22 protein-coding genes are annotated in these 22,531 nt (G+C 59.9%); 15 read left to right on the top strand and 7 right to left on the bottom strand.

All coding sequences use genetic code 11. The features are described 5' to 3' along the window. Nucleotides 1-162 precede the first annotated feature (162 nt). Complete coding sequence (locus HF257_RS20370) at nt 163-762, bottom strand: LysE/ArgO family amino acid transporter (RefSeq protein ID WP_185707982.1); 600 nt, start codon at nt 760-762, stop codon at nt 163-165. A gap of 5 nt (nt 763-767) precedes the next feature. Further along, nucleotides 768-1,169, bottom strand: a complete 402-nt coding sequence (locus HF257_RS20365; protein ID WP_185707980.1) for an ACT domain-containing protein — start codon at nt 1,167-1,169, stop codon at nt 768-770. Between the two features lie 98 nt (nt 1,170-1,267). On the opposite strand from HF257_RS20365, the gene HF257_RS20360 reads away from it, so the two are divergent. The 10 genes from HF257_RS20360 (at nt 1,268) to HF257_RS20315 (ending at nt 12,485) form a co-directional block, all read left to right on the top strand. After that, on the top strand, nt 1,268-2,161 hold the full coding sequence (locus tag HF257_RS20360) for a LysR family transcriptional regulator ArgP (RefSeq protein WP_185707979.1): 894 nt from the start codon (nt 1,268-1,270) through the stop codon (nt 2,159-2,161). A gap of 52 nt (nt 2,162-2,213) precedes the next feature. Continuing rightward, a complete protein-coding gene (locus HF257_RS20355) occupies nt 2,214-3,212 on the top strand; it encodes an NAD-dependent epimerase/dehydratase family protein (RefSeq protein ID WP_185707977.1) in 999 nt (332 codons plus the stop codon). Nucleotides 3,213-3,335: 123 nt separating this feature from the next. After that, nucleotides 3,336-4,166 (top strand): ATPase, encoded by an 831-nt coding sequence (locus HF257_RS20350; RefSeq protein ID WP_185707975.1) that lies wholly within the window; start codon nt 3,336-3,338, stop codon nt 4,164-4,166. Nucleotides 4,167-4,415: 249 nt separating this feature from the next. After that, a complete protein-coding gene (locus tag HF257_RS20345; RefSeq protein ID WP_185707973.1) occupies nt 4,416-5,675 on the top strand; it encodes a D-mannose isomerase in 1,260 nt (419 codons plus the stop codon). 104 nt (nt 5,676-5,779) lie between these two features. Then, nucleotides 5,780-7,066 carry an ABC transporter substrate-binding protein gene (locus HF257_RS20340; RefSeq protein ID WP_185707971.1) on the top strand — a complete coding sequence of 429 codons (1,287 nt, stop codon included), beginning with the start codon at nt 5,780-5,782 and terminating at the stop codon, nt 7,064-7,066. Between the two features lie 80 nt (nt 7,067-7,146). After that, nucleotides 7,147-8,055: a carbohydrate ABC transporter permease gene (locus HF257_RS20335; RefSeq protein WP_053257700.1), complete on the top strand. Its 909-nt coding sequence runs from the start codon at nt 7,147-7,149 to the stop codon at nt 8,053-8,055. Beyond that, on the top strand, nt 8,048-8,893 hold the full coding sequence (locus tag HF257_RS20330; RefSeq protein WP_185707969.1) for a carbohydrate ABC transporter permease: 846 nt from the start codon (nt 8,048-8,050) through the stop codon (nt 8,891-8,893). The genes HF257_RS20335 and HF257_RS20330 overlap by 8 nt, the downstream gene beginning before the upstream one ends. Nucleotides 8,894-8,895: 2 nt before the next feature. Continuing rightward, nucleotides 8,896-10,056, top strand: a complete 1,161-nt coding sequence (locus HF257_RS20325) for an ABC transporter ATP-binding protein (protein WP_185707967.1) — start codon at nt 8,896-8,898, stop codon at nt 10,054-10,056. A gap of 85 nt (nt 10,057-10,141) precedes the next feature. Beyond that, the gene (locus HF257_RS20320) at nt 10,142-11,488 is read left to right on the top strand and encodes a carbohydrate porin (RefSeq protein WP_185707965.1); all 1,347 of its coding nucleotides are present in this window, start codon (nt 10,142-10,144) and stop codon (nt 11,486-11,488) included. A 151-nt stretch (nt 11,489-11,639) separates the two neighbouring features. Next, entirely contained in the window at nt 11,640-12,485 is an 846-nt protein-coding gene (locus tag HF257_RS20315) for a D-hexose-6-phosphate mutarotase (RefSeq protein ID WP_185707963.1), read from the top strand. 130 nt (nt 12,486-12,615) lie between these two features. Here the strand turns inward: HF257_RS20315 and HF257_RS20310 are convergent, their stop codons facing one another. Then, nucleotides 12,616-13,476, bottom strand: a complete 861-nt coding sequence (locus tag HF257_RS20310; protein WP_185708207.1) for a MurR/RpiR family transcriptional regulator — start codon at nt 13,474-13,476, stop codon at nt 12,616-12,618. Nucleotides 13,477-13,695: 219 nt separating this feature from the next. Between HF257_RS20310 and zwf the strand changes: the two genes are divergently transcribed. From zwf to HF257_RS20295, 3 genes are read left to right on the top strand one after another with little or no spacing between them, the layout of a single operon-like run. After that, nucleotides 13,696-15,162: a glucose-6-phosphate dehydrogenase gene (gene zwf, locus HF257_RS20305; RefSeq protein ID WP_185707961.1), complete on the top strand. Its 1,467-nt coding sequence runs from the start codon at nt 13,696-13,698 to the stop codon at nt 15,160-15,162. Next, nucleotides 15,149-15,862 carry a 6-phosphogluconolactonase gene (pgl, locus tag HF257_RS20300; protein ID WP_185707959.1) on the top strand — a complete coding sequence of 238 codons (714 nt, stop codon included), beginning with the start codon at nt 15,149-15,151 and terminating at the stop codon, nt 15,860-15,862. The genes zwf and pgl overlap by 14 nt, the downstream gene beginning before the upstream one ends. Before the next feature lie 17 nt (nt 15,863-15,879). Beyond that, nucleotides 15,880-16,545 carry a bifunctional 4-hydroxy-2-oxoglutarate aldolase/2-dehydro-3-deoxy-phosphogluconate aldolase gene (locus HF257_RS20295; RefSeq protein ID WP_185707957.1) on the top strand — a complete coding sequence of 222 codons (666 nt, stop codon included), beginning with the start codon at nt 15,880-15,882 and terminating at the stop codon, nt 16,543-16,545. A 204-nt stretch (nt 16,546-16,749) separates the two neighbouring features. Here HF257_RS20295 and HF257_RS20290 read toward each other — a convergent pair whose 3' ends face one another. Both HF257_RS20290 and HF257_RS20285 read right to left on the bottom strand, forming a co-directional pair. Next, nucleotides 16,750-17,925 carry an aminotransferase class V-fold PLP-dependent enzyme gene (locus HF257_RS20290; RefSeq protein WP_185707955.1) on the bottom strand — a complete coding sequence of 392 codons (1,176 nt, stop codon included), beginning with the start codon at nt 17,923-17,925 and terminating at the stop codon, nt 16,750-16,752. A 10-nt stretch (nt 17,926-17,935) separates the two neighbouring features. Continuing rightward, entirely contained in the window at nt 17,936-18,172 is a 237-nt protein-coding gene (locus tag HF257_RS20285) for a DUF3820 family protein (protein WP_017139191.1), read from the bottom strand. Between the two features lie 205 nt (nt 18,173-18,377). Between HF257_RS20285 and HF257_RS20280 the strand changes: the two genes are divergently transcribed. Next, nucleotides 18,378-18,845: a ferritin-like domain-containing protein gene (locus HF257_RS20280; RefSeq protein WP_025858443.1), complete on the top strand. Its 468-nt coding sequence runs from the start codon at nt 18,378-18,380 to the stop codon at nt 18,843-18,845. Between the two features lie 88 nt (nt 18,846-18,933). On the opposite strand, the gene HF257_RS20275 is transcribed toward HF257_RS20280, so the two are convergent. Both HF257_RS20275 and HF257_RS20270 read right to left on the bottom strand, forming a co-directional pair. After that, a complete protein-coding gene (locus HF257_RS20275; protein ID WP_105523957.1) occupies nt 18,934-19,404 on the bottom strand; it encodes a MaoC family dehydratase in 471 nt (156 codons plus the stop codon). Between the two features lie 54 nt (nt 19,405-19,458). Beyond that, nucleotides 19,459-20,403, bottom strand: a complete 945-nt coding sequence (locus HF257_RS20270; protein WP_185707953.1) for an alpha/beta hydrolase — start codon at nt 20,401-20,403, stop codon at nt 19,459-19,461. Between the two features lie 209 nt (nt 20,404-20,612). Between HF257_RS20270 and fadD2 the strand changes: the two genes are divergently transcribed. Next, nucleotides 20,613-22,301 carry a long-chain-fatty-acid--CoA ligase FadD2 gene (gene fadD2 / locus HF257_RS20265; RefSeq protein WP_185707951.1) on the top strand — a complete coding sequence of 563 codons (1,689 nt, stop codon included), beginning with the start codon at nt 20,613-20,615 and terminating at the stop codon, nt 22,299-22,301. The last annotated feature ends 230 nt before the right edge of the window (nt 22,302-22,531 follow it).

Genomic DNA, 22,531 nt, shown 5'->3' with positions numbered 1-22,531 from the left:
AGGTCAGTTGCGGTGAGCGCAAGGCCGATCACGGGCGGCCAAACAAGCGCCGGGGAGTTTGTACTCTTTGCGGCGCAGGGGCTGGATCATAGCACCGGGGGTGCGGCAAAACCACGCAACAACTGTGTGGGATAGAGGTTCCAGAGCGTTTTGGAATATTCCCTACGCGGCGATCAATTGGTAGGCCACGCTGAACATCATCACGGCCACCAGCAAGTCCAGCAGGCGCCATGTTGCCGGGCGTGCCAGCCACGGTGCCAGCCACGCGGCGCCCAGTGCCAGGGTGGAAAACCAGAGGAACGATGCACTGGCGGCGCCTGCGACATAAGCGCCGGGTTCGGTTTGCTGCGCGCCCAACGAGCCAATCAGCAGCACCGTGTCCAGATACACATGGGGGTTGAGCAGTGTCACCGCCAGCGCACTGAGCATCACCGCGCGCAAGGACCGTACCTTGAAGTTGCCGCCTTGCTCCAGGCTCTGCTTGGAAAAAGCCCGGCGCAATGCCAGTGTGCCGTACCACAACAGGAACGCCGCGCCGCCCCAACGTGCAACCGCCAGCAACAGCGGGTTTTGCGCCAGGACCGTGGCCAGGCCGAACACCCCGGCGGCGACCAGCAACGCATCGCACACCACGCACAGCGCCGCGACGGGCAAATGATGTTCACGGCGTAGGCTTTGCGCCAAGACAAACGCGTTCTGGGTGCCGATCGCCATGATCAGGCCGAGGGCCACCAACAGGCCATTCAGATAGCTTTGCCACATAGGATCTACTCCGCGTCCGCCGCCAATTGCCGTAGTACCTGCAGGGCGCGTTCAGCATCGGCGCGGCCGACGAACAGGTGATCGTGGTAATAGCCGGCAATCACATTGCAACTGATGCCAGCCTTGCCCAGCGCACTGGCGAAGGCCGCGGTCAAGCCCACGGCTTCCAGGGCTGAGTGCACATTCAAGGTGATCCACGCCGCCACATAGTCGAAGGCCAAACCGGCCTGTTCCGCTTGTTGGCGTTCGACAATCAGCGTCAGGCCTTCCTGTTCGCGAAAGCTGCCGATCACGTCGCAACCTGTCGGGATACGGTTGTCGGGCAGCGTGCAGAACACGTAGTCGCCGTCATTCAGATGCGGGCTCATGCTGCGTAGCAGGGTCGCCAGGGCGGTTTCGCCAGCCATGTGAAGTTCCTTTGATAGAGATAAGCAATGCTGGCCATTCTCAAGCGCTAAGCTGTATAAGAAAAACCAATATTGCTGATCGCTCATTAGAGAAACTGATGTTCGACTATAAATTGCTTTCCGCCCTCGCGGCGGTGGTGGAACAGGCTGGCTTTGAACGGGGTGCCCAGGTGCTCGGGTTGTCGCAGTCGGCGATTTCCCAGCGCATCAAGTTGCTCGAAGCGCGTATCGGCCAGCCGGTCCTGATTCGGGCCACGCCGCCAACACCGACTGACATTGGCCGGCGCTTGCTCAACCATGTGCAGCAGGTGCGTCTGCTGGAGCGCGACCTGCAAAGCCAGGTGCCGGCCTTGGACGAGGAGGGCATGCCCGAGCGGCTGCGCATCGCCCTGAACGCCGATAGCCTGGCCACGTGGTGGGCTGAGGCGGTCAGCGGTTTTTGCGCGGAACAACACTTGTTGCTGGACTTGGTCGTCGAGGACCAGACCGTCGGCCTCAAACGCATGCGCGCCGGTGAAGTGGCTGCCTGTATCTGCGCCAGCGAACGCCCCGTAGCGGGTGCGCGCAGCTTGCTGTTGGGTGCCATGCGCTACCGGGCGTTAGCCAGCCCGGCCTTTATAGCCCGGCACTTTCCCGAGGGTGTGCGTGCAGATCAGCTCGCGCGCACGCCAGCATTGGTGTTCGGACCGGACGATTTCCTGCAACACCGTTACTTGGCGTCCCTCGGCGTGGATGGTGGTTTCGAACATCATCTGTGCCCATCGTCTGAAGGGTTTATCCGCTTGACTGAGGCTGGCCTCGGTTGGGGGCTGGTGCCGGAATTGCAGGTGCGTGACCAGTTGGCGAAAGGCGTGCTGGTGGAGTTATTGCCAGATAAGCCCATCGATGTGCCGCTGTACTGGCATCATTGGCGCAGTGGCGGGCAACTGTTGGGCTTGTTGACCGACCATCTGGCCCAGGCATGTGGGCAATGGTTGGTGCCGTTGGAGTGATGGCGGGCGTCAAGGCAACAGCGATGAAAAACGAAAGAACACGGGGTAATACATGAAAATTCTGGTCACCGGCGCAAGCGGCTTCATTGGCGGGCGCTTTGCGCGTTTTGCCCTGGAGCAAGGCCTGGACGTGCGGGTCAACGGGCGGCGCGCCGAAGGTGTGGAACACCTGGTCAGGCGCGGCGCCGAGTTTATCCAGGGTGACCTGAATGATGCCGACCTGGTGCGCAACTTGTGCCGCGATGTCGAAGCCGTAGTGCACTGTGCCGGCGCCGTCGGGCTATGGGGCAAGTATCAGGATTTCCATCAGGGCAATGTGCTGGTGACTGAAAACGTCGTTGAAGCCTGCCTAAAGCAGCAGGTGGGGCGCCTGGTGCACTTGTCCTCGCCGTCGATCTATTTCGACGGGCGCGACCATCTTGGCCTGACCGAAGAGCAAGTGCCCAAGCGCTTCAAGCACCCCTATGCCGCCACCAAATACCTGGCCGAGCAAAAGGTGTTCGGCGCCCAGGAATTCGGTCTCGAAGTTCTGGCTCTGCGCCCGCGCTTTGTCACCGGTGCCGGTGACATGAGCATCTTCCCGCGCCTGCTGAAAATGCAGCGCAAGAACCGGTTGGCAATCGTTGGCGACGGCCTGAACAAGGTCGACTTCACCAGCGTGCACAACCTTAACGAAGCGCTGCTCAGCAGCTTGCTTGCTCCAGGCTCGGCGCTGGGCAGGGCTTACAACATCAGCAACGGCGCGCCGGTCCCGGTGTGGGATGTGGTGAACTACGTAATGCGCCAAATGGAAATGCCCCAGGTGACGCGTTACCGGTCCTACGGTTTGTCCTACAGCGTCGCGGCGCTCAATGAAGCCTTTTGTGCGATGTGGCCGGGGCGTCCGGAGCCGGCGTTATCGCGTCTGGGCATGCAGGTCATGAACAAAGATTTCACCCTCGATATCAGTCGTGCCAGGCATTATCTGGATTACGAGCCCAAGGTCAGCCTGTGGACCGCCCTCGACGAGTTCTGCAGTTGGTGGAAAGCCCAGGATCCGGGGTTCAAGTAAGCTCACAACCGGCAACACTTCGGGAACCGAATTCGTGGTTCCGGGTCGATCAGTGCGGCGGGAACGCGGTTTATACTCCCGTCGCTCGGCTTTCCAGCCACCTCACCGATTCAGGGTTGATTCATGCGCAACGATGCTAAAGACGACTTCGACAATGTGCCCAGCCTGCGGGCCGACGTTGGGGATGACGATGATTTCGAGCCCTCGCCCGCCACGTCGGTGCGGTCGCGCAATACACCCGTGGTCAAGGTCAAGAGCGCCAGCACCGGCCCGCTGTGGGCCTTGATCGGTGCACTGCTGATCGCCTTTGCGGGCCTTGCCTGGTGGAGCTTCCAGCAGATCTCCCTGATGGGCCAGCAATTGGTTGCCACCCAGGAAAGCTTTGCGCGCATCAGCGAAGAAGCCGCGGGGCGCCTGCAGGACATTTCCGGCAAGGTCGTGGCCAGCGAGGCCAGCGTAAACAATGGCAGCGAAGCGCTGAAGCTGCAGATCAAGCAACTGGAGACCCAGTTGCTGGAGCAGGGTAAGCAACAAGTCGGCGTGGCCGGCCAGGCCACCGAACTGGATAAGCGCCTGGCGCAAATGACCGCCAGCACCACCGACCTGTCCAACGCCAACAGCAAGCTGCAAGGCCAGGTACAGGCCCTGACCGACGCTGTTGCCACCCTCAAGGCGGCGCAAGGGGATACTCAGGTCAAAGACCTGGCTGCTGACGTCGCTGCGTTGAAGAAACAGGGCAATCCGAGCGCCGCTATCGCCCGACTGGAGCAGGACCTGGTGGTGCTTAAAAGCGAGCAGGACAACAAGCCAGCCAATAGCGATGCGCCGACCAATAAAGAGTTCGACGTGTTCCGCATCCAGACCACACGCAATATCACCACCTTGCAGAGCCAGGTGCAGAACCTGCAGCAGCAACTCAATTCTCCGGCGCGGGCGACACCGCTCGGCCAGTGACCGACACCGGCCCCAATGTGGGAGCGGGCTTGCTCGCGAATACGGCCTGTCAGTCACCGATGAGTTGACGGATACACCGCATTCGCGAGCAAGCCCGCTCCCACATTTTGGTCTGCGGCAAAGAGTTGAATAATGCTTGCCTGCACTATTGTCACCGCTCAGTGACATTTCCCTTGCCCTTCGTTACTTGCCCCCACCCCACCCTTGTTTAGACTCCGGTCATCCCGCCAACAATAATAAGGGCCACCCATGACCACCCAACCACTGCCTGCCAGCAGTTGGCTGAACGCACCTGCCCATCACGCCTGGCTCGCCGCCGAAGGCCAGCGCCTGCTGGCATTCGCCAAGGCGTCCCGGCTGCCCGACGGCTTCGGCAACCTGGACGATAAAGGCCAACTACCGGCCAATGCCTACGCCGAAACCATGAACACCGCCCGCATGACCCACAGCTTCGCCATGGCCCACGCCATGGGGCTGCCCGGCTATGCCGAGCTAGTGGCGCACGGTGTCGCGGCGCTTAGCGGCCCATTAAAGGATGCTGAACACGGTGGCTGGTTCGCCACGCCCCATGCCCTCGATGGCAATCGTGGCAAGGCCGCTTACCTGCATGCGTTCGTGGCCTTGGCGGCCAGCTCTGCGGTGGTGGCGGGCGCCCCCGGTGCGCAAACGTTGTTGAACGACGCGATTCATATCATCGAGCAGTTCTTCTGGAGTGAGGAGGAGGGCGTGATGCTCGAGTCCTTCGCCCAGGATTGGAGCGGCGTCGAAGCCTATCGCGGCGCCAACAGCAACATGCACGCCACCGAAGCATTCCTGGCGCTGGCCGATGTGACCGGTGATAACCGCTGGCTGGACCGCGCCTTGCGCATCGTCGAGCGCGTCATCCACACCCACGCCGCCGCCAACCAGTTCATGGTGATCGAGCATTTCGACGCCCATTGGCAACCGGTGCTTGGTTACAACGAAGACAACCCCGCCGATGGTTTTCGACCCTACGGCATCACCCCAGGCCATGGTTTTGAATGGGCGCGGCTGGTGCTGCACCTGGAAGCCGCACGCCTGCGCGCCGGGCTGGTTACACCGGACTGGCTGCTGACTGACGCCGAGGGCCTGTTCGCCAGCGCCTGCGAATACGCCTGGGCGGTGGATGGCGCCCCTGGCATCGTCTACACCCTGGATTGGAACCAACGCCCCGTGGTGCGTGAACGCCTGCACTGGACCCACGCCGAAGCCAGCGCAGCCGCCCAGGCCCTGCTCAAGCGCACCGGCCAGTTGCATTACGAAACCTGGTACCGGCGCTTCTGGGAATTTTGCGAAACCCACTTTATCGACCGTGTCCACGGCAGCTGGCACCACGAACTCAGCCCGCACAACCAACCCAGCAGCAACATCTGGGGCGGCAAGCCGGACCTGTACCATGCCTGGCAAGCGGTTCTGCTGCCTGCGCTACCGTTAGCGCCAAGCATGGCCAGTGCATTGGGGGTCGGAGCTTATGTCACCAGCTGGTGACATTTGTACGTCCCTTTGTTACCTGCGCCCTAAACATCCCTGTTTAAACTCCGTGCAGCGCAAGCTCTAGACTTGCATGCATAACAACAAAAAAAGGTACTCAGATGAACGCGATTAATCGCCTCGCCGTCGCTATTTCCATTGCCTCGTTGTTTCCCCTCAGTGCATTTGCCGCCGACTCGAAAGGGACGGTTGAAGTTGTGCATTGGTGGACCTCTGGCGGTGAGAAAGCGGCTGTAGATGTCCTGAAGGCCCAAGTTGAAAAAGACGGCTTCACCTGGAAAGACGGTGCCGTTGCAGGCGGCGGCGGTGCCACTGCCATGACTGTGCTGAAAAGCCGTGCAGTCGCTGGCAACCCGCCTGGTGTCGCCCAGATCAAAGGCCCGGACATTCAGGAGTGGGCGTCCACTGGCTTGCTCGACACCGACGTGCTCAAAGACGTTGCCAAAGAAGAAAAATGGGACTCCCTGCTCGACAAGAAAGTCTCCGATACCGTGAAGTTCGACGGTGACTACGTCGCCGTGCCGGTCAACATCCACCGCGTGAACTGGCTGTGGATCAACCCGGAAGTCTTCAAGAAAGCCGGTATCACCAAGAACCCAACCACCCTTCAAGAATTCTACGCAGCCGGCGACAAGCTCAAAGCTGCGGGCTTCATTCCGCTCGCCCACGGTGGCCAGCCTTGGCAGGACAGCACCGTCTTCGAAGCGGTGGTTCTGTCGGTAATGGGTGCTGATGGCTACAAGAAAGCTCTGGTCGACCTGGACAACGCCGCGCTGACTGGCCCGGAAATGGTCAAGGCGCTGACTGAGTTGAAGAAAGTCGCGACCTACATGGACGTCGACGGCAAAGGCCAGGACTGGAACCTCGAAGCGGGCAAGGTCATCAACGGCAAGGCCGGCATGCAGATCATGGGTGACTGGGCCAAGTCCGAATGGACGGCTGCCAAGAAAGTCGCCGGCAAGGACTACGAGTGCGTAGCCTTCCCGGGCACCGACAAAGCGTTCACCTACAACATCGACTCCCTGGCGGTGTTCAAGCAGAAAGACAAAGGCACTGCGGCTGGCCAGCAGGACATTGCCAAAGTCGTGCTGGGTGAAAACTTCCAGAAAGTCTTCAGCATCAACAAAGGCTCGATCCCGGTTCGTAACGACATGCTCCACGAGATGGACAAGCTCGGCTTCGACGAGTGCGCCCAGACTGCGGCCAAGGACTTCCTGGCCGATGCCAAGACCGGCGGCCTGCAACCAAGCATGGCGCACAACATGGCCACGACCCTGGCCGTGCAAGGTGCGTTCTTTGATGTCGTGACCAACTACATCAACGACCCGAAAGCCGACCCGGCCGACACCGCCAAGAAACTCGGCGCTGCGATCAAGTCTGCCAAGTAACGGTTGACCTTGTGAGGGGGACCCCTAACCCCTCACAAGGCCTGTTTCTGTAGTCCTTTTTCCCTGTATTGGATTTCCCCATGAGTTCTGTTGCTGTGTTCAGCAAAGCCTCGCCGTTCGATGCACTGCAGCGCTGGCTACCCAAACTGGTGCTGGCGCCGAGCATGTTCATCGTGTTGGTGGGCTTCTACGGCTACATCCTGTGGACGTTTGTGCTGTCGTTCACCACGTCTACCTTCCTGCCCAGCTACAAGTGGGCGGGCCTTGCGCAATACGCGCGGTTGTTCGACAACGACCGCTGGTGGGTTGCCAGCAAGAACCTGGCGGTGTTTGGCGGAATGTTCATCGGCATCACCCTGGTCATCGGCGTGACGCTGGCGATTTTTCTCGACCAGAAAATCCGTCGCGAAGGCTTTATCCGCACCATTTACCTGTACCCGATGGCGCTCTCGATGATCGTTACCGGTACGGCCTGGAAATGGTTGCTCAACCCGGGCATGGGCCTGGACAAACTCCTGCGGGACTGGGGCTGGGAAGGCTTCCGTCTCGACTGGCTGATCGACCCCGACCGCGTGGTCTACTGCCTGGTGATCGCTGCCGTGTGGCAGGCCTCGGGCTTCATCATGGCGATGTTCCTCGCCGGCCTGCGTGGCGTTGACCAGTCGATCATCCGCGCCGCCCAGATCGACGGCGCGAGCCTGCCGCGCATCTACTGGAGCGTGGTGCTACCAAGCCTGCGCCCGGTGTTCTTCAGTGCGGTGATGATCCTGGCGCACATTGCGATCAAGAGCTTCGACCTGGTAGCGGCAATGACCGCCGGCGGCCCGGGCTACTCGTCCGACCTACCCGCGATGTTCATGTACTCGTTCACCTTCAGCCGTGGCCAGATGGGCATGGGCTCGGCCAGTGCAATCCTGATGCTCGGTGCGATCCTCGCGATCATCGTGCCTTACCTCTACTCCGAGCTGAGGACCAAGCGTAATGACTAGTCTCGCCTCCAAACCTTCCATCAGCCTGAGCCGCATCGCGATCTACGCGGTGCTGATCTTCGCTGTGCTGCTGTACCTGGTGCCGCTGGTGGTGATGTTGCTCACCAGCTTCAAGACCCCGGAAGACATCAGCACCGGCAACCTGCTGAGCTGGCCGACCGTGGTCACCGGCATCGGCTGGGTCAAGGCCTGGGCCACCGTGGATGGCTACTTCTGGAACTCGATCAAGATCACTGTGCCTGCCGTGCTGATCTCCACCGCCATCGGTGCATTGAACGGCTACGTGCTGTCGTTCTGGCGCTTCCGCGGTTCGCAGCTGTTCTTCGGCCTGCTGTTGTTCGGCTGCTTCCTGCCGTTCCAGACCGTACTGCTGCCGGCGTCGTTCACCCTCGGCAAAATGGGCCTGGCCAGCACCACCACCGGCCTGGTGTTTGTGCACGTGGTCTATGGGTTGGCCTTTACTACACTGTTTTTCCGTAACTACTACGTGAGCATTCCGGATGCGCTGATCAAGGCGGCACGCCTGGACGGTGCGGGTTTCTTCACCATCTTCCGTCAGATCATTCTGCCGATGTCCACACCGATCATCATGGTCTGCCTGATCTGGCAGTTCACCCAGATCTGGAACGACTTCCTGTTCGGCGTGGTGTTCTCCAGTGGCGACTCGCAGCCCATCACGGTGGCGCTGAACAACCTGGTCAACACCAGCACCGGGGCCAAGGAATATAACGTGGATATGGCAGCGGCGATGATCGCCGGGCTGCCGACCCTGCTGGTCTATGTGATCGCAGGCAAGTATTTCGTGCGCGGCCTCACGGCCGGCGCGGTCAAGGGGTAATCATGGCTACGCTTGAACTTCGCAATGTAAACAAGACCTATGGCGCCGGCCTGCCCGACACCTTGAAGAACATCGAACTGTCGATCAAAGAAGGCGAATTCCTGATCCTGGTCGGTCCTTCGGGGTGTGGCAAATCCACGCTGATGAACTGCATCGCCGGCCTTGAGACCATCACCGGCGGCGCGATCATGATCGGCGACCAGGACGTGAGCGGCATGAGCCCCAAGGATCGCGACATCGCCATGGTGTTCCAGTCCTACGCGCTGTACCCGACCATGAGCGTGCGCGAGAACATCGAATTCGGTCTCAAGATCCGCAAGATGCCCCAGGCTGATATCGACGCCGAAGTGGCGCGCGTGGCCAAGCTGCTGCAGATCGAGCACCTGCTCAATCGCAAGCCGGGCCAGCTCTCCGGTGGTCAGCAACAACGTGTGGCCATGGGCCGTGCGCTGGCGCGTCGGCCGAAGATCTACCTGTTCGACGAACCGCTGTCCAACCTCGACGCCAAGTTGCGCGTCGAGATGCGTACCGAAATGAAGCTGATGCACCAGCGCCTCAAGACCACCACGGTCTACGTGACCCACGACCAGATCGAAGCAATGACCCTGGGCGACAAGGTTGCGGTGATGAAGGACGGCATCATCCAGCAGTTCGGCACGCCCAAAGACATTTACAACAACCCGGCCAACCAGTTCGTGGCGAGCTTTATCGGTTCGCCGCCGATGAACTTCGTGCCCCTGCGCCTGCAGCGCAAGGACGGACGTCTGGTGGCACTGCTCGACAGTGGGCAAGCGCGTTGCGAGTTGGCGCTGAACGTGACGGATGCCGGCCTGGAAGACCGCGACGTGATCCTGGGCCTGCGCCCGGAGCAGATCATGTTGGCGGCGGGCGAGGGCGACAGTGCATCGAGCATTCGTGCCGAAGTGCAGGTCACCGAGCCGACCGGCCCGGACACCCTGGTGTTTGTGCAACTCAACGACACCAAGGTCTGCTGCCGCCTGGCACCCGACGTGGCACCGCAGGTGGGCGAGACGCTGACCCTGCAATTCGACCCCTCCAAGGTTTTGCTGTTCGACGCCAATACCGGCGAGCGTCTGGGCACTGCTTCTTCATTGCCTGCACAGGGGCATGCCGACAATGTGGCCCAATTCAAAGGCCGCTGAAGTAGATAAGTTGTTGTTTTAGATAAAAAAAGTAAACCGCGTTAGATAAAAACAGTTTAATAACAATAAAGACGAGGATGTAGGGATGAAAAAGCAACACAACAACACCCGGCTGATCTGCCAACTGTCAGCAGCAGCAGCCCTTGTACTGTCCGCCAATGCGATGGCGGACGATGCATTCAGCGCCGATTCCAAGTGGATGACCGGCGATTGGGGCGGCGAGCGTACCAAGCTGATCGAGCAAGGTATCGACATCAAGGCGGACTACGTCGGCGAAGTCGGTGGCAACCTGCACGGTGGCTACAACAACGACAAAACTGCCCGTTACGCTGACCAGTTCGGTCTGGGCGTAGCACTGGACCTGCAAAAGCTGTGGGGCTGGGATAACACCCAGGCCAAGATCCAACTGACCAACCGTAATGGCGCGAACATCTCCAATGACCGCATTGGCGACCCGCGTGCCGGCACCTTGAGCTCGTCTCAAGAAGTCGATGGCCGTGGCCACATGGTGCGTCTGACCCAGTTCTGGATCCAGCACCAGATGTTCGACAACAAGCTGGATGTGAAACTCGGTTACTTCGGTGAAGGCGAAGACTTCAACACCTTCCCGTGCGACTTCCAGAACCTGTCGTTCTGCGGTTCCCAAGTGGGTAACTACGTGAACACCTGGTACAACTGGCCTGTCAGCCAGGCGGCCATCCGCGTGAAGTACAACATCACGCCTGAGCTGTATGCGCAAATCGGTGCCTACAACCAGAACCCATCGCAGCTGGAGCACGGCAACGGCTTCAAGCTCAGCGGCAGCGGCACCAAGGGCACCGTGATTCCGGTGGAATTGGTCTGGTCGCCGAAGGTCAATGGCCTGCCGGGTGAATACCGTGTGGGTTACTACAAGAGCACCGCCGATGCTGCCGACGTACGTGAAGACGTTAACGGTGGTGACGCTGGCACCACCGGCGCGGCCTACCGTGTTCGCAGCAGCAAGACTGGCTACTGGGGTGTGCTGCAACAACAACTCACCACTCACAATGGCGACGCTTCCCGCGGCCTGAACATCGCAGCCAACGTGACCTTCCACGACAAGGACACCAACCTCGTCGACAACTACCAGTCGGTCATGCTGGTGTACAAAGGCCCGTTCGACGCGCGTACCAAGGATGACGTGGGTATCGGCATCGCCCGGATTCACGCCAACAGTGACGTGAAGAAAAACGCCGAGTTGATCAATGCCGCTGGCGGTTTCACCGATTACGACCAATCGGGTTTCGCACCCCTGCGCAACACCGAGTACAACGTCGAAATCAACTACGGTTTCCACGTCACCAACTGGCTGACCGTGCGTCCCAACCTGCAATACGTCGCCAACCCAGGCGGCGTGAAAGAAGTCGACAACGCGTTGGTAGCGGGCCTGAAAATTCAGTCTACGTTCTAACTCTGTTGCGATAAGCTCCTTCTCTCTGTGCGCATTTTGCGGGTAGCCATGGCTATCCGCTTTTTTTTGGGGAAGGGGAGCACATCTCCCTGTGGGAGCTGGCTCGCCTGCGATCCAGGAGCTCCCACAAAGACATTCAGGACTGTGGCAAATGCATGAGCAACCGCTGCAACGCTTTTTCAAATCCCTGCGCGAACGACCGGTGTTTGCGTGGGAGCGTTTTCAGATGCGTGATGTGTTGGTGATCGACCATCCACTGTGCCAGGCGGTGTTCAGTCGCCAGGGCGCGCAACTGCTGCACTTTCAGCCCACGGGGCAAAAACCCTGGTTGTGGTGCGCGGCCAAGTGGCCACAGGTCGGTGCCATTCGTGGTGGCGTGCCGGTGTGCTGGCCGTGGTATGGCCGTCATCCCAGCGAAAACGCCTGGCCGTCCCACGGTTGGGCGCGCCTGATCGACTGGAAACTGCTCGACAGCAGCACCGACGACGACGGCGTGCGCCTGCACTGGCAATTGCAGCTGTGCGACTGGCAGGTCGACCTGCACGCGCACCTGGGCGAAACCCTGGAACTGCGCCTGAGCACCGAGCATCAGGATGAACTGCCGTGCCAGCTGAGCCATGCGTTGCATGCTTATTGGCGTATTGGTCATGTTGATGAGATAGCGCTGTCTGGGCTCGACGGGGCGCAAGGTTATGACCAGCTCAGTCGCCAAACCTGTCAGCAGGAAGGTGAGCTGCGGGTGGACGGTGGCTGCCAGCGGGTGTTCCAGCATGACGGCGAACTGCAGCTCAAGGACCACGCCTGGCAACGCGAACTGTGCATCGACACCGGCGACAGCGCCGACACCGTGGTGTGGCATCCGGGCAGCCGGCCGCTGTTGGGGGTGAGCTTCAACGAGGCATCGGGGTTTGTGTGCGTGGAAGCGGCGATGGCCGGGGCGAGCCTGGCGCCGGGGGAGAGGGCGCATTTGAGTTTGCAGGCTCGGGCAGGGGTATAGCGGTGATGCGTCGGGCCTCTTCGCGAGCAAGCCCGCTCCCACATGCGACCGAGTTCCAGCATGAGAATGCAGTCGAATGTGGGAGCGGGCTTGCTCGCGAAAGGGCCCGTACTGCTGGCGTAGGTGCCTGCTAGTTAAACTCATCCCCCACCGGATACCGGCTGTCATTCAAGCTCTCTTTGATCTTGCGCAAATGCGGCTGGAAATCCACCCCGCGGCGCAAAGTCATGCCGGTCGCCAACACGTCCAGCACCGTCAGCTGGATGATCCGCGAGGTCATCGGCATATAGATGTCGGTGTCTTCCGGCAATGGAATGTTCAGGCTTACGGTACTGGCCTTGGCCAACGGCGAGTTCTCAGCCGTCACGCCCAGTACCGAGGCACCGTTGCTGCGGGCGATACGCGCCACTTCCACCAGCTCACGGGTACGTCCCGTGTAGGAAATGATCACAAACAACTCACCCGTGTGGGCCACCGAGGCGATCATGCGCTGCATCAGCACGTCGGCATGGGCGGTGACGGCCAGGTTAAAACGGAAGAACTTGTGCAGTGCGTCCATGGCCACCGGCGCTGAGGCGCCCAGGCCGAAGAAGTGGATCTGCCGCGCCTGGATCAGCAAGTCCACGGCCTTGCTGATCAGGGCCGGGTCCAGGGCCTGGCAGGCGCTGTCCAGGGAGGCAATGGCGCTCCCAAAGATCTTCTGGGTGTAGGCCTCGGGGTTATCATCGGCTTCCACGGCGCGGCTGACGTACGCCGCGCCACTGGCCAGGCTTTGCGCCAATTGCAATTTCAGTTCAGGGTAACCGCTGACGCCGAACGAACGGCAGAAACGGTTGACCGTCGGTTCACTGACCGAGGCGGCTTGGGCGAGGGCGGCGATTGAGAAGCGGGTCGCCTGCTGCGGGTTGAGCAGGATGACCTCGGCGACTTTTTTCTCGGCCTTGTTCAATTCTTCGAGGCGGTTCTGGATCTGTTCCAGAAGATTTCGCACGCGGTCCATTCAGTCTTTCCTTCGGGCGACGATGCAAATAGGGGGTGGCAACCAATCGACCAGTGGTCTTTTGCGGTGGCCTATCCTACTGAGGGTAGCTGAACACCACCACTCGGAATGCGTATTTCGGGAAAATGTTGTGGTTATTACTACATTTTTCCTTGAGTGATGCCTTGAAAAAAGGTATTTGTAGCTTAACTTGATAAAAGAACAAACATCATGCCTTCGATAACCGTAGAACCCTGCACCTTTGCCCTGTTTGGCGCCTTGGGTGATCTGGCGCTGCGCAAGTTATTTCCTGCCCTCTATCAACTCGATGGCGCCGGGCTTCTGCACGACGACACCCGTATCCTGGCCCTGGCCCGTGAGGCCGGTTCCGCGCAGGAGCACGTGGCCCATATCGAAAAAGAGTTGCGCAAGTACGTCGGCAAAGAGCTGGACGAAGCCATTGCCCAGCGCTTCCTGGCTCGTTTGACCTACGTACACGTCGATTTCAAAAATGCTGACGACTATGCCGCCCTGGCGGAAATTGCCGGTACTGCACCGACCCTGATCGCCTACTTTGCTACACCGGCTGCGGTGTATGGGGCGATTTGCGAGAACCTGGCCAAGGTTGGCCTGGCGGAAAACACCCGCGTCGTGCTGGAAAAACCCATCGGTTCGGACCTGGAATCCTCGCGCAAGGTCAACGACGCCGTGGCGCAGTTCTTCCCGGAGAACCGTACCTATCGCATCGACCACTACCTGGGCAAAGAGACCGTCCAGAACCTGATCGCCCTGCGTTTTGCCAACAGCCTGTTCGAAACCCAGTGGAACCAGCATTACATTTCCCACGTGGAAATCACCGTGGCCGAGCAGGTCGGGATCGAAGGCCGTTGGGGCTATTTCGACAAGGCCGGTCAGCTGCGGGACATGATCCAGAATCACCTGCTGCAACTGCTTTGCCTGATCGCCATGGACCCGCCGGCCGACCTGTCCGCCGACAGCATCCGCGACGAGAAGGTCAAGGTGCTCAAGGCCCTGGCGCCGATCAGCCCGGAAGGCTTGACTACCCAGGTGGTGCGCGGCCAGTACATCGCCGGCTACAGCGCGGGTAAAGCCGTGCCGGGTTACCTGGAAGAAGATAACTCCAACACCCAGAGCGACACCGAGACCTTCGTCGCCCTGCGTGCCGATATCCGCAACTGGCGTTGGGCCGGGGTGCCGTTCTACCTGCGTACCGGCAAGCGCATGCCGCAAAAGCTGTCGCAGATCGTCATCCACTTCAAGGAACCGTCCCACTACATCTTCGCTCCCGAGCAGCGCTTGCAGATCAGCAACAAACTGATCATCCGCCTGCAGCCGGACGAAGGTATTTCCTTGCGCGTGATGACCAAGGAGCAGGGCCTGGACAAGGGCATGCAACTGCGCAGCGGTCCGCTGCAACTGAATTTTTCCGACACCTATCGCAGCGCGCGGATCCCCGATGCGTACGAGCGGTTGTTGTTGGAAGTGATGCGCGGCAATCAGAACCTGTTTGTGCGTAAAGATGAAATCGAAGCCGCGTGGAAATGGTGTGACCAGTTGATCGCCGGGTGGAAAAAATCCGGTGATGCACCCAAGCCGTATGCGGCGGGTTCCTGGGGGCCGATGAGCTCCATTGCACTGATCACGCGGGATGGGAGGTCGTGGTATGGCGATATCTGATTTGAAACTGCCTCAGGGCGTAACACCCCATGAGTACCGCACGCCGGTGCTGCTGGCCGAAGGCTTGGCCAATGACGTGGCCGAGCAACTGCGCACAGCCATCAGCGCCCGTGGCGAAGCGACGTTGGTGGTGTCCGGTGGCCGCAGCCCCGTGGCATTTTTCCAGAACCTGGCCAAGCAAGGCCTGGACTGGTCCAAGGTGACCATTACCCTGGCCGACGAACGCTGGGTGCCGGTGGAGCACGCCGACAGCAATGCAGGCCTGTTGAAGCAGCACTTGCTGCAAGGCCCGGCAGCCAAGGCGAAGTTCCTCAGCCTGTATAGCGCCGCCGCCAACCTTGAAGAGGCGGCCGAGCAGGCTGATCGCTTGCTCGCGGAGTTGCCGACGATTGATGTGCTGGTACTGGGCATGGGCGATGACGGTCACACCGCATCGCTGTTCCCCAACAGCCCAAACCTGACCGAAGCCCTGCAGCCGCACGGTACCCGCCGTTGCTGGCCGATGCTGGCACCGACCGTGCCGCACCAGCGCCTGACCATGAGTCGCGCGCTGTTGGCCTCGGCGAACTACACCGTGCTGTCGATTTCCGGCAGTTCGAAATTGACCACCTTGAGCGCCGCGCTGGCCAGTGATGACGTCGCTGCCATGCCGATTCGCGCGTTTTTGCAACCTACATTAGAGATTTACTGGTGCCCATGAGCCAAGGATCAGCCGCTATGAACAGCCCCCAGCCGACCGTGTCCATGGCGGACAAAGTTGCCCTGATCGACAGCCTCTGCGCCAAGGCGCGGATCCTGCCGGTGATCACCATCGCCCGCGAACAGGACATCCTGCCGCTGGCCGATGCCCTGGCCGCGGGTGGTTTGACTGCATTGGAAGTGACCCTGCGTTCGCAGTTCGGCCTCAAGGCCATCCAGGTATTGCGCGAGCAACGCCCGGAACTGTGCACCGGTGCCGGTACCGTGCTGGACCGTCATATGCTCGAAGCAGCCGAAGTGGCCGGTTCGCAGTTTATCGTCACCCCGGGCATTACCCGCGACCTGCTGGAAGCCTCGGTACACAGCCCGATCCCGCTGCTGCCTGGCATCAGCAATGCCTCGGGCATCATGGAAGGCTACGGTCTGGGGTATCGCCGGTTCAAGTTGTTCCCGGCTGAAGTCAGCGGCGGCGTGGCGGCGATCAAGGCGCTGGGCGGCCCGTTTGGCGAAGTGAAATTCTGCCCAACCGGCGGCGTTGGCCCGGCGAACATCAAGAGCTACATGGCGTTGAAAAACGTAATGTGCGTGGGCGGTAGCTGGATGCTCGACCCGGAATGGGTCAAGAACGGCGACTGGGGCCGTATCCAGGAAGTCACCGCCGAGGCGCTGGCGCTGCTGGACTGATCTGATTTAACGAATCGTTGTTGCTGTGCTTAACGGCATTTTTGCGGCGCACTTGGTCGGTGTGCCGCTTTTTTTTGCCTGCAGAAAACCTTGAATTGCACGCCGATCAAATGTGGGAGCGGGCTTGCTCGCGAAAGCGGTGTATCAGTCACCAGATGAGTCAACTGAACCACCGCTTTCGCAAGCAAGCCAGCTCCCACATTTTTAATCTGCGTTCAGTTCGGTAATGGCGTTGACCAACACACCGATATCCGCCGCTGACGTCACCAACCCCGGCGTCACCCGAATACAGGTACCAAACGCTGCGCCGGTACGCGTGGTGGTGAACAGGTTGAAGTCCTTGAGCAGTCGATCTGCCATCACCTGCTGATCTCGTCCTGCAAACGTGAACGCCGTGATCCCGCAATACAGCCTTGGATCATCCGACGTCAGCACCTCAATCCCGGGCAACGAGCGCACCTGGCTTGCCCAAAGATTGCGCAGGTAATTCACCCGTGCCCCTTTGGCTGCCGAACCACCCAAGTCGCGGTGTTCTTCAAACACCAGTGGCAAGGTCATCAGCGCCGGGAAGTTCGGCGTGCTGTAGGACGTGCGGGCGCGCACGTCCGTAAGGGGATAGTGAAACTCGCCCATGTCCGGGTCGATATCGGCCAGGCGCTCAGGGGCGATATACAAAAAGCCCAGGGTCAGCGGTGCACCGATCCACTTGTGCAGGTTGAAGCCAGCAAACTGGATGCCCAGCTCGGCGAGGCTGAACTCGATCTGGCCCAGGGCGTGAGCGCCATCGAGGACCACATCGACATCATGCGCGCGCGCCGCTTTGGCAATCGCCTCGACCGGCATCACCAGGCCGGTGCGATGGGTGACGTGGGTCAACGCCATCAGCTTGAGGCGGGGGTATTGCTCAAATGCATCGCGATAGGTTTGCAGCAGGCTGTCGAAAGTGGCCGGGTGTGTGTGGGACAGTTCGATCACCTCCACCCCTCGCACGCCAGCCAACCAGCGCATGGCGCCTTTGACCGTGTCGTACTCCAGGTCGCTGATCAATACTTGGTCGCCCGGCTGCAGGCGGTTGTAGTTACGGATCAGCGACTGCAAGGCTTCGGTGGCGTTGCGGGTGAAGGCGACCGCCTCGGGGTCGACGTCGATCAGTTCGGCCAGTTGGCGACGGATCTCGACGTTTTCGCCTGTTTCGAAACGCTGACGCACATACAGCGAGTTGCTGCGGTTGATAAACGCCACGTACTCCAGGTACTGAGCGCGCACAGCACGGCTCATGCGCCCGAAGTAGCCGTTTTCCAGGTTGATCGGACCGGGCTCCAGCTCATAGCGCTGTGCGATGGCGTGCCAGTGGCGTTCGTTATCAGCATTCCTTGGCATGGCGAGGCTCTTAATGGCGAGGGGCAGGTTTACCGTGTTTTACACGCAGCGGTTCGAGCAGTTCAGACAGGCCGTTGTGGTCGATTTCCTGCATCAGTGCCAGCAGGCCGCCCAGTTCACCGTGGGGAAACCCTTCACGGGCGAACCAATTCAGGTAGGGGCCGGGCAGGTCGGCGATGATCCTTCCCTTGTACTTGCCGAAGGGCATTTCGCGGGTGATCAGCAGTTCGAGTTTTTCCGGGTTCATGGGCTTCAAGCGATTGAGTCGAGGCCTTGGAAAATACAGGCATTCTGCATGAAGGCCAAATGACAGATCATGCAAATAACGTACATACAGATGGTTCAATAATTATTAAGTTGCTGATAAATAAGGAAAATAATGTTTTCTAAAACTTGGCACGGGCGCTGCAATCATTAAGACAACCTTCTTAACCCGCACAAGGAATTAGAAAATGACTGACATCAATAAAGAATCGATCTCCGTACTCAACGACCTGATCGAGACCAGCAAAGACGGCCAGAAAGGTTTCGCCACCTGTGCTGAAGATATCAAGCATCCAGAGCTCAAGGCGTTGTTCGTCAAGCGCTCGGCCGACTGTGCAACCGCTGCTGCCGAGCTGCAAACCGCTGTACGTGCCTTGGGCGGCGATCCGGAAGAGTCCGGCAGCGTGGCCGGTGCCTTGCACCGTGGCTGGGTCGACGTGAAGTCGCTGGTCACCGGTAAAGACGAAGAAGCGGTGCTGAACGAAGCCGAGCGCGGTGAAGACCACGCCCTGAAGGCCTATAAGGAAGCGATCGAGAAGATCAACAAGCACAACCTGCTGGGTATCCGTGACCTGGTAGAGCGTCAGTTCCACGGTGCGCAACGCAATCACGATCAAGTGAAAGCCCTGCGTAACCAGGCTCGCGCTCAGTCGTAAGCCCGGTGCTGTAATTGCTGTAAAAAAATGTGGGAGGGGGCAACGAGCCCCCTCCCACATTTGTGCTGTGTAAAACTTTAGATCGAGATCAGCCGATGGTGATCGGCGGCAGCTCGGTCAAGGTAACTTCCTGCTGTTTACGCGGCGCCAGAATCTCCGCTTCACCGTCCACCACCAACTCATCGCGCTGGTTAAACACACGCGTGGCGATGCGCACACGAAACTTCGGCAGCTTCTCGAGGATTTCCAGGCGCACGGTCAGGGTGTCACCAATTTTCACTGGTTTCTGAAAGCTCATCTGCTGGCCGATGTAGATCGTGCCCGGCCCAGGCAGCTCGCACGCAACCGCTGCACTGATCAAGGCGCCGCTGAACATACCGTGGGCGATACGCTCCTTGAACATGGTGGCCTTGGCGTACTCGGCGTCCAGGTGCACCGGGTTGTGGTCACCGGACATCGCGGCGAACAGCTGGATATCGCGCTCTTCCACCAATTTGCTGTAGCTGGCGGTCTGGCCGACTTCGAGGGCTTCGTACGGGGTGTTGGTTACCTGGGTCATCTAAAGGTGCATCCTGTGGCTAATCGGTAATTTAATGGGCTGATTTTAAACAAATTATTCGCAGCGAGTCGGCCTGCGCAAAGTCAGGGCCTGATCGAGCCACGTCAGCACATCCGCGGTGACTTCATCGCGGTTGGTTTCATTGAACACTTCATGACGCGCCTGCGGGTAGATCTTCAATTGCAGGTGCTGGCAGCCGGCTTCGCGCAGGGCGTTGGCCAGGCTGGTGAGACGCTTGCCTTCACTCACCGGATCACATTCGCCGCCGGTCACCAGGATCGGCAAGCCCGGATCGATCTGGGCGAGATTGGACGCTTTGCTGATCTGCTGCAACCCGCCCAGCAAGTCGATCCACAGCTGGTTGGTGCAACGGAACCCGCACAGCGGGTCATTGATGTACTTATCGACTTCGGCCGGGTCACGGCTGAGCCAGTCGAACGCCGTGCGGTTGGGCTTGAACGCCTTGTTGAATGACCCGAACGACAGGAACTCGATCAACGCACTGCGCCCGCGTAGCCCCTGGCGTGCTCGCTCGATACGCGCGATCACCCGCGCGGCGCGGTAGAGCGCCACCGGTTGGAAATTCGAACCGCTGAGCACCACCCCACTCAGGCTGGCGCTGTGGTGCAGCAGGTAAGCTTGAGCGATATAGCTGCCCATGCTGTGGCCGAGCAAAATGATCGGCAGCCCCGGTTGTTGATGGGCGATGTGCTGGTTGAGGCTGGCCAGGTCGCCGACCACTTTGTTCCAGCCATCCTGCTCGGCATACAGGCCCAGCGTGCCTTCGTCGGCGGTGCGGCCATGGCCGCGCTGGTCCAGCGCATATAAGCCGTAGCCTGCGCCGCACAACGCTTCGGCCAGCCGCCCATAGCGGCCGCTGTGCTCGGCCATGCCATGGGACAGCATCACCAGGGCTTTGGCCGGGCCCTCTGGCATCCATTGATTGACGTACAGGCGGCTGCGGTCATTCGCGGTCAGCCAGAAGGTGCTGTGGTTCATGGCGATTCCTTTGCTCAGGGTCGTTGCAGTGTATAGCGCATCACAGGGAAAGCGCCTGATCAGCGCAAGGCCGTGTAGGAAGATTCACGCAGTTAATGACGCTCTTTCCTGTATTTGCCTGTTTGGCCATAGCTGCTAACGTCCCCAAAGCTCCGCTTTTTATAAAGTCCAAAAGCGGCCGGACACATTCAGGTAAGAGGACAAGAATAATGCAACCTGATTTCTGGAATGACAAACGCGCCGCGGGCGTTCCCAATGACATCGACCTCACGGCGTACAAGTCGGTGATCGAGGTCTTCGAGCGTTCCTGCAAGGCCTTTGCCGACCGTCCGGCGTTCAGCAACATGGGCATTACCCTGACCTACGCCGAGCTTGAGCGCCAAAGCGCGGCGTTTGCCGGCTACCTGCAACAGCACACCGACCTCAAGCCCGGCGATCGTATCGCCGTGCAGATGCCCAACGTGCTGCATTACCCGATTGCCGTGTTCGGCGCCCTGCGTGCCGGGTTGATCGTGGTCAACACCAACCCGTTGTACACCCCGCGTGAGATGCGCCACCAGTTCAAGGATGCCGGCGTGCGTGCGCTGGTCTATCTGAACCTGTTTGGCTCGCGGGTGCAGGAGGTGTGCACTGACACCGAGATTGACTACCTGATCGAAGCCAAAATGGGCGACTTCATGCCTGCCGCCAAGGGCTGGCTGATCAACACGGTGGTCGACAAGGTCAAGAAGATGGTCCCGTCCTACAGCCTGCCACGTGCCGTGTCGTTCAAGCGTGCACTGCGCATGGGCGCGGGCCTGGGAGTAACTCGCCATCCGGTGAGCCTGGACGATATCGCCGTGCTGCAATACACCGGCGGCACCACGGGCTTGGCCAAGGGCGCGATGCTGACCCACGGCAACCTGGTGGCGAACATGCAGCAGGTACGCGCCTGCATGTCCCAGACCGGCGAGGACGGCCACCCGCTGATCAAGGAAGGGCAGGAGGTGATGATTGCGCCGCTGCCGCTGTACCACATCTATGCATTCACCGCGAATTGCATGTGCATGATGGTGTCCGGCAACCACAACGTGCTGATCACCAACCCGCGGGACATTGGCGGCTTTATCAAGGAGCTGAAAAAGTGGCGGTTTACCGGGCTGTTGGGGCTTAACACGTTGTTTGTGGCGTTGATGGATCATCCGCAGTTCAAGACCCTGGATTTTTCTCACCTCAAGCTCACCAACTCCGGCGGCACTGCCTTGATCAAGGCCACCGCCGAACGCTGGCAGCAAATCACCGGCTGTGCGATTGGCGAAGGTTATGGCCTGACCGAAACCTCGCCAGTCGCCAGCACCAACCCCTACGGCAATAAATCGCGGCTGGGTACCGTGGGCATTCCGGTGCCGGGCACGGCGATGAAGGTGATCGACGACCACGGCGTCGAGCTGCCCTTGGGCGAGCGCGGAGAGTTGTGCATCAAGGGTCCGCAAGTCATGAAGGGCTACTGGCAACAACCGGCTGCTACTGCTGACACCCTTGATGCTGACGGCTGGCTCAAGACAGGCGACATTGCCGTGATCGACGAGGATGGGTTTGTGCGCATCGTCGACCGCAAGAAGGACCTGATCATTGTGTCGGGCTTCAACGTGTACCCCAACGAAATCGAGGACGTGGTGATGGCCCACCCGGCGGTGGCCAACTGCGCGGTGATCGGTGTACCGGATGAGCGTACGGGAGAGGCGGTGAAGCTGTTTGTAGTGGCGCGTGCCGAGGGCGTGAGCCTTGAGGAGTTGAAGGCGTACTGCAAGACCAACTTCACGGGGTACAAGGTGCCCAAGCATATTGTGCTGCGCGAATCGTTGCCGATGACGCCGGTGGGCAAGATCCTGCGCAGGGAGCTGCGCGACATCGCCTGACCTTGAATTGAAATGCAATAAAACTGTGGGAGCGGGCTTGCTCGCGAATGCGGTGTACCAGTCACCAGATATGTCGACTGATACTCCGCATTCGCGAGCAAGCCCGCTCCCACATTTGCTATTAGGTGTGCTGGATACCTTATTCCAGAGCCTTTTTAGAGGCCATTTCAGGCCAGTTTAAAGTGTGACCAAATATTGTAGGACAGTCGTGATTATGACTGTAGGGCCCG

The sequence above is a fragment of the Pseudomonas cremoris genome (genome assembly GCF_014230465.1).
Note: the sequence above shows the minus strand (reverse complement) of the source record. Positions and strands in the feature narration are given on the sequence as shown.

Coding starts and splice junctions, on each gene's coding strand:
- HF257_RS20370 (WP_185707982.1), bottom strand. CDS start 762: ATGTGGCAAAGCTATCTGAATGGCCTGTTGGTGGCCCTCGGCCTGATC.
- HF257_RS20365 (WP_185707980.1), bottom strand. CDS start 1,169: ATGGCTGGCGAAACCGCCCTGGCGACCCTGCTACGCAGCATGAGCCCG.
- HF257_RS20360 (WP_185707979.1), top strand. CDS start 1,268: ATGTTCGACTATAAATTGCTTTCCGCCCTCGCGGCGGTGGTGGAACAG.
- HF257_RS20355 (WP_185707977.1), top strand. CDS start 2,214: ATGAAAATTCTGGTCACCGGCGCAAGCGGCTTCATTGGCGGGCGCTTT.
- HF257_RS20350 (WP_185707975.1), top strand. CDS start 3,336: ATGCGCAACGATGCTAAAGACGACTTCGACAATGTGCCCAGCCTGCGG.
- HF257_RS20345 (WP_185707973.1), top strand. CDS start 4,416: ATGACCACCCAACCACTGCCTGCCAGCAGTTGGCTGAACGCACCTGCC.
- HF257_RS20340 (WP_185707971.1), top strand. CDS start 5,780: ATGAACGCGATTAATCGCCTCGCCGTCGCTATTTCCATTGCCTCGTTG.
- HF257_RS20335 (WP_053257700.1), top strand. CDS start 7,147: ATGAGTTCTGTTGCTGTGTTCAGCAAAGCCTCGCCGTTCGATGCACTG.
- HF257_RS20330 (WP_185707969.1), top strand. CDS start 8,048: ATGACTAGTCTCGCCTCCAAACCTTCCATCAGCCTGAGCCGCATCGCG.
- HF257_RS20325 (WP_185707967.1), top strand. CDS start 8,896: ATGGCTACGCTTGAACTTCGCAATGTAAACAAGACCTATGGCGCCGGC.
- HF257_RS20320 (WP_185707965.1), top strand. CDS start 10,142: ATGAAAAAGCAACACAACAACACCCGGCTGATCTGCCAACTGTCAGCA.
- HF257_RS20315 (WP_185707963.1), top strand. CDS start 11,640: ATGCATGAGCAACCGCTGCAACGCTTTTTCAAATCCCTGCGCGAACGA.
- zwf (WP_185707961.1), top strand. CDS start 13,696: ATGCCTTCGATAACCGTAGAACCCTGCACCTTTGCCCTGTTTGGCGCC.
- pgl (WP_185707959.1), top strand. CDS start 15,149: ATGGCGATATCTGATTTGAAACTGCCTCAGGGCGTAACACCCCATGAG.
- HF257_RS20295 (WP_185707957.1), top strand. CDS start 15,880: ATGAACAGCCCCCAGCCGACCGTGTCCATGGCGGACAAAGTTGCCCTG.
- HF257_RS20290 (WP_185707955.1), bottom strand. CDS start 17,925: ATGCCAAGGAATGCTGATAACGAACGCCACTGGCACGCCATCGCACAG.
- HF257_RS20285 (WP_017139191.1), bottom strand. CDS start 18,172: ATGAACCCGGAAAAACTCGAACTGCTGATCACCCGCGAAATGCCCTTC.
- HF257_RS20280 (WP_025858443.1), top strand. CDS start 18,378: ATGACTGACATCAATAAAGAATCGATCTCCGTACTCAACGACCTGATC.
- HF257_RS20275 (WP_105523957.1), bottom strand. CDS start 19,404: ATGACCCAGGTAACCAACACCCCGTACGAAGCCCTCGAAGTCGGCCAG.
- HF257_RS20270 (WP_185707953.1), bottom strand. CDS start 20,403: ATGAACCACAGCACCTTCTGGCTGACCGCGAATGACCGCAGCCGCCTG.
- fadD2 (WP_185707951.1), top strand. CDS start 20,613: ATGCAACCTGATTTCTGGAATGACAAACGCGCCGCGGGCGTTCCCAAT.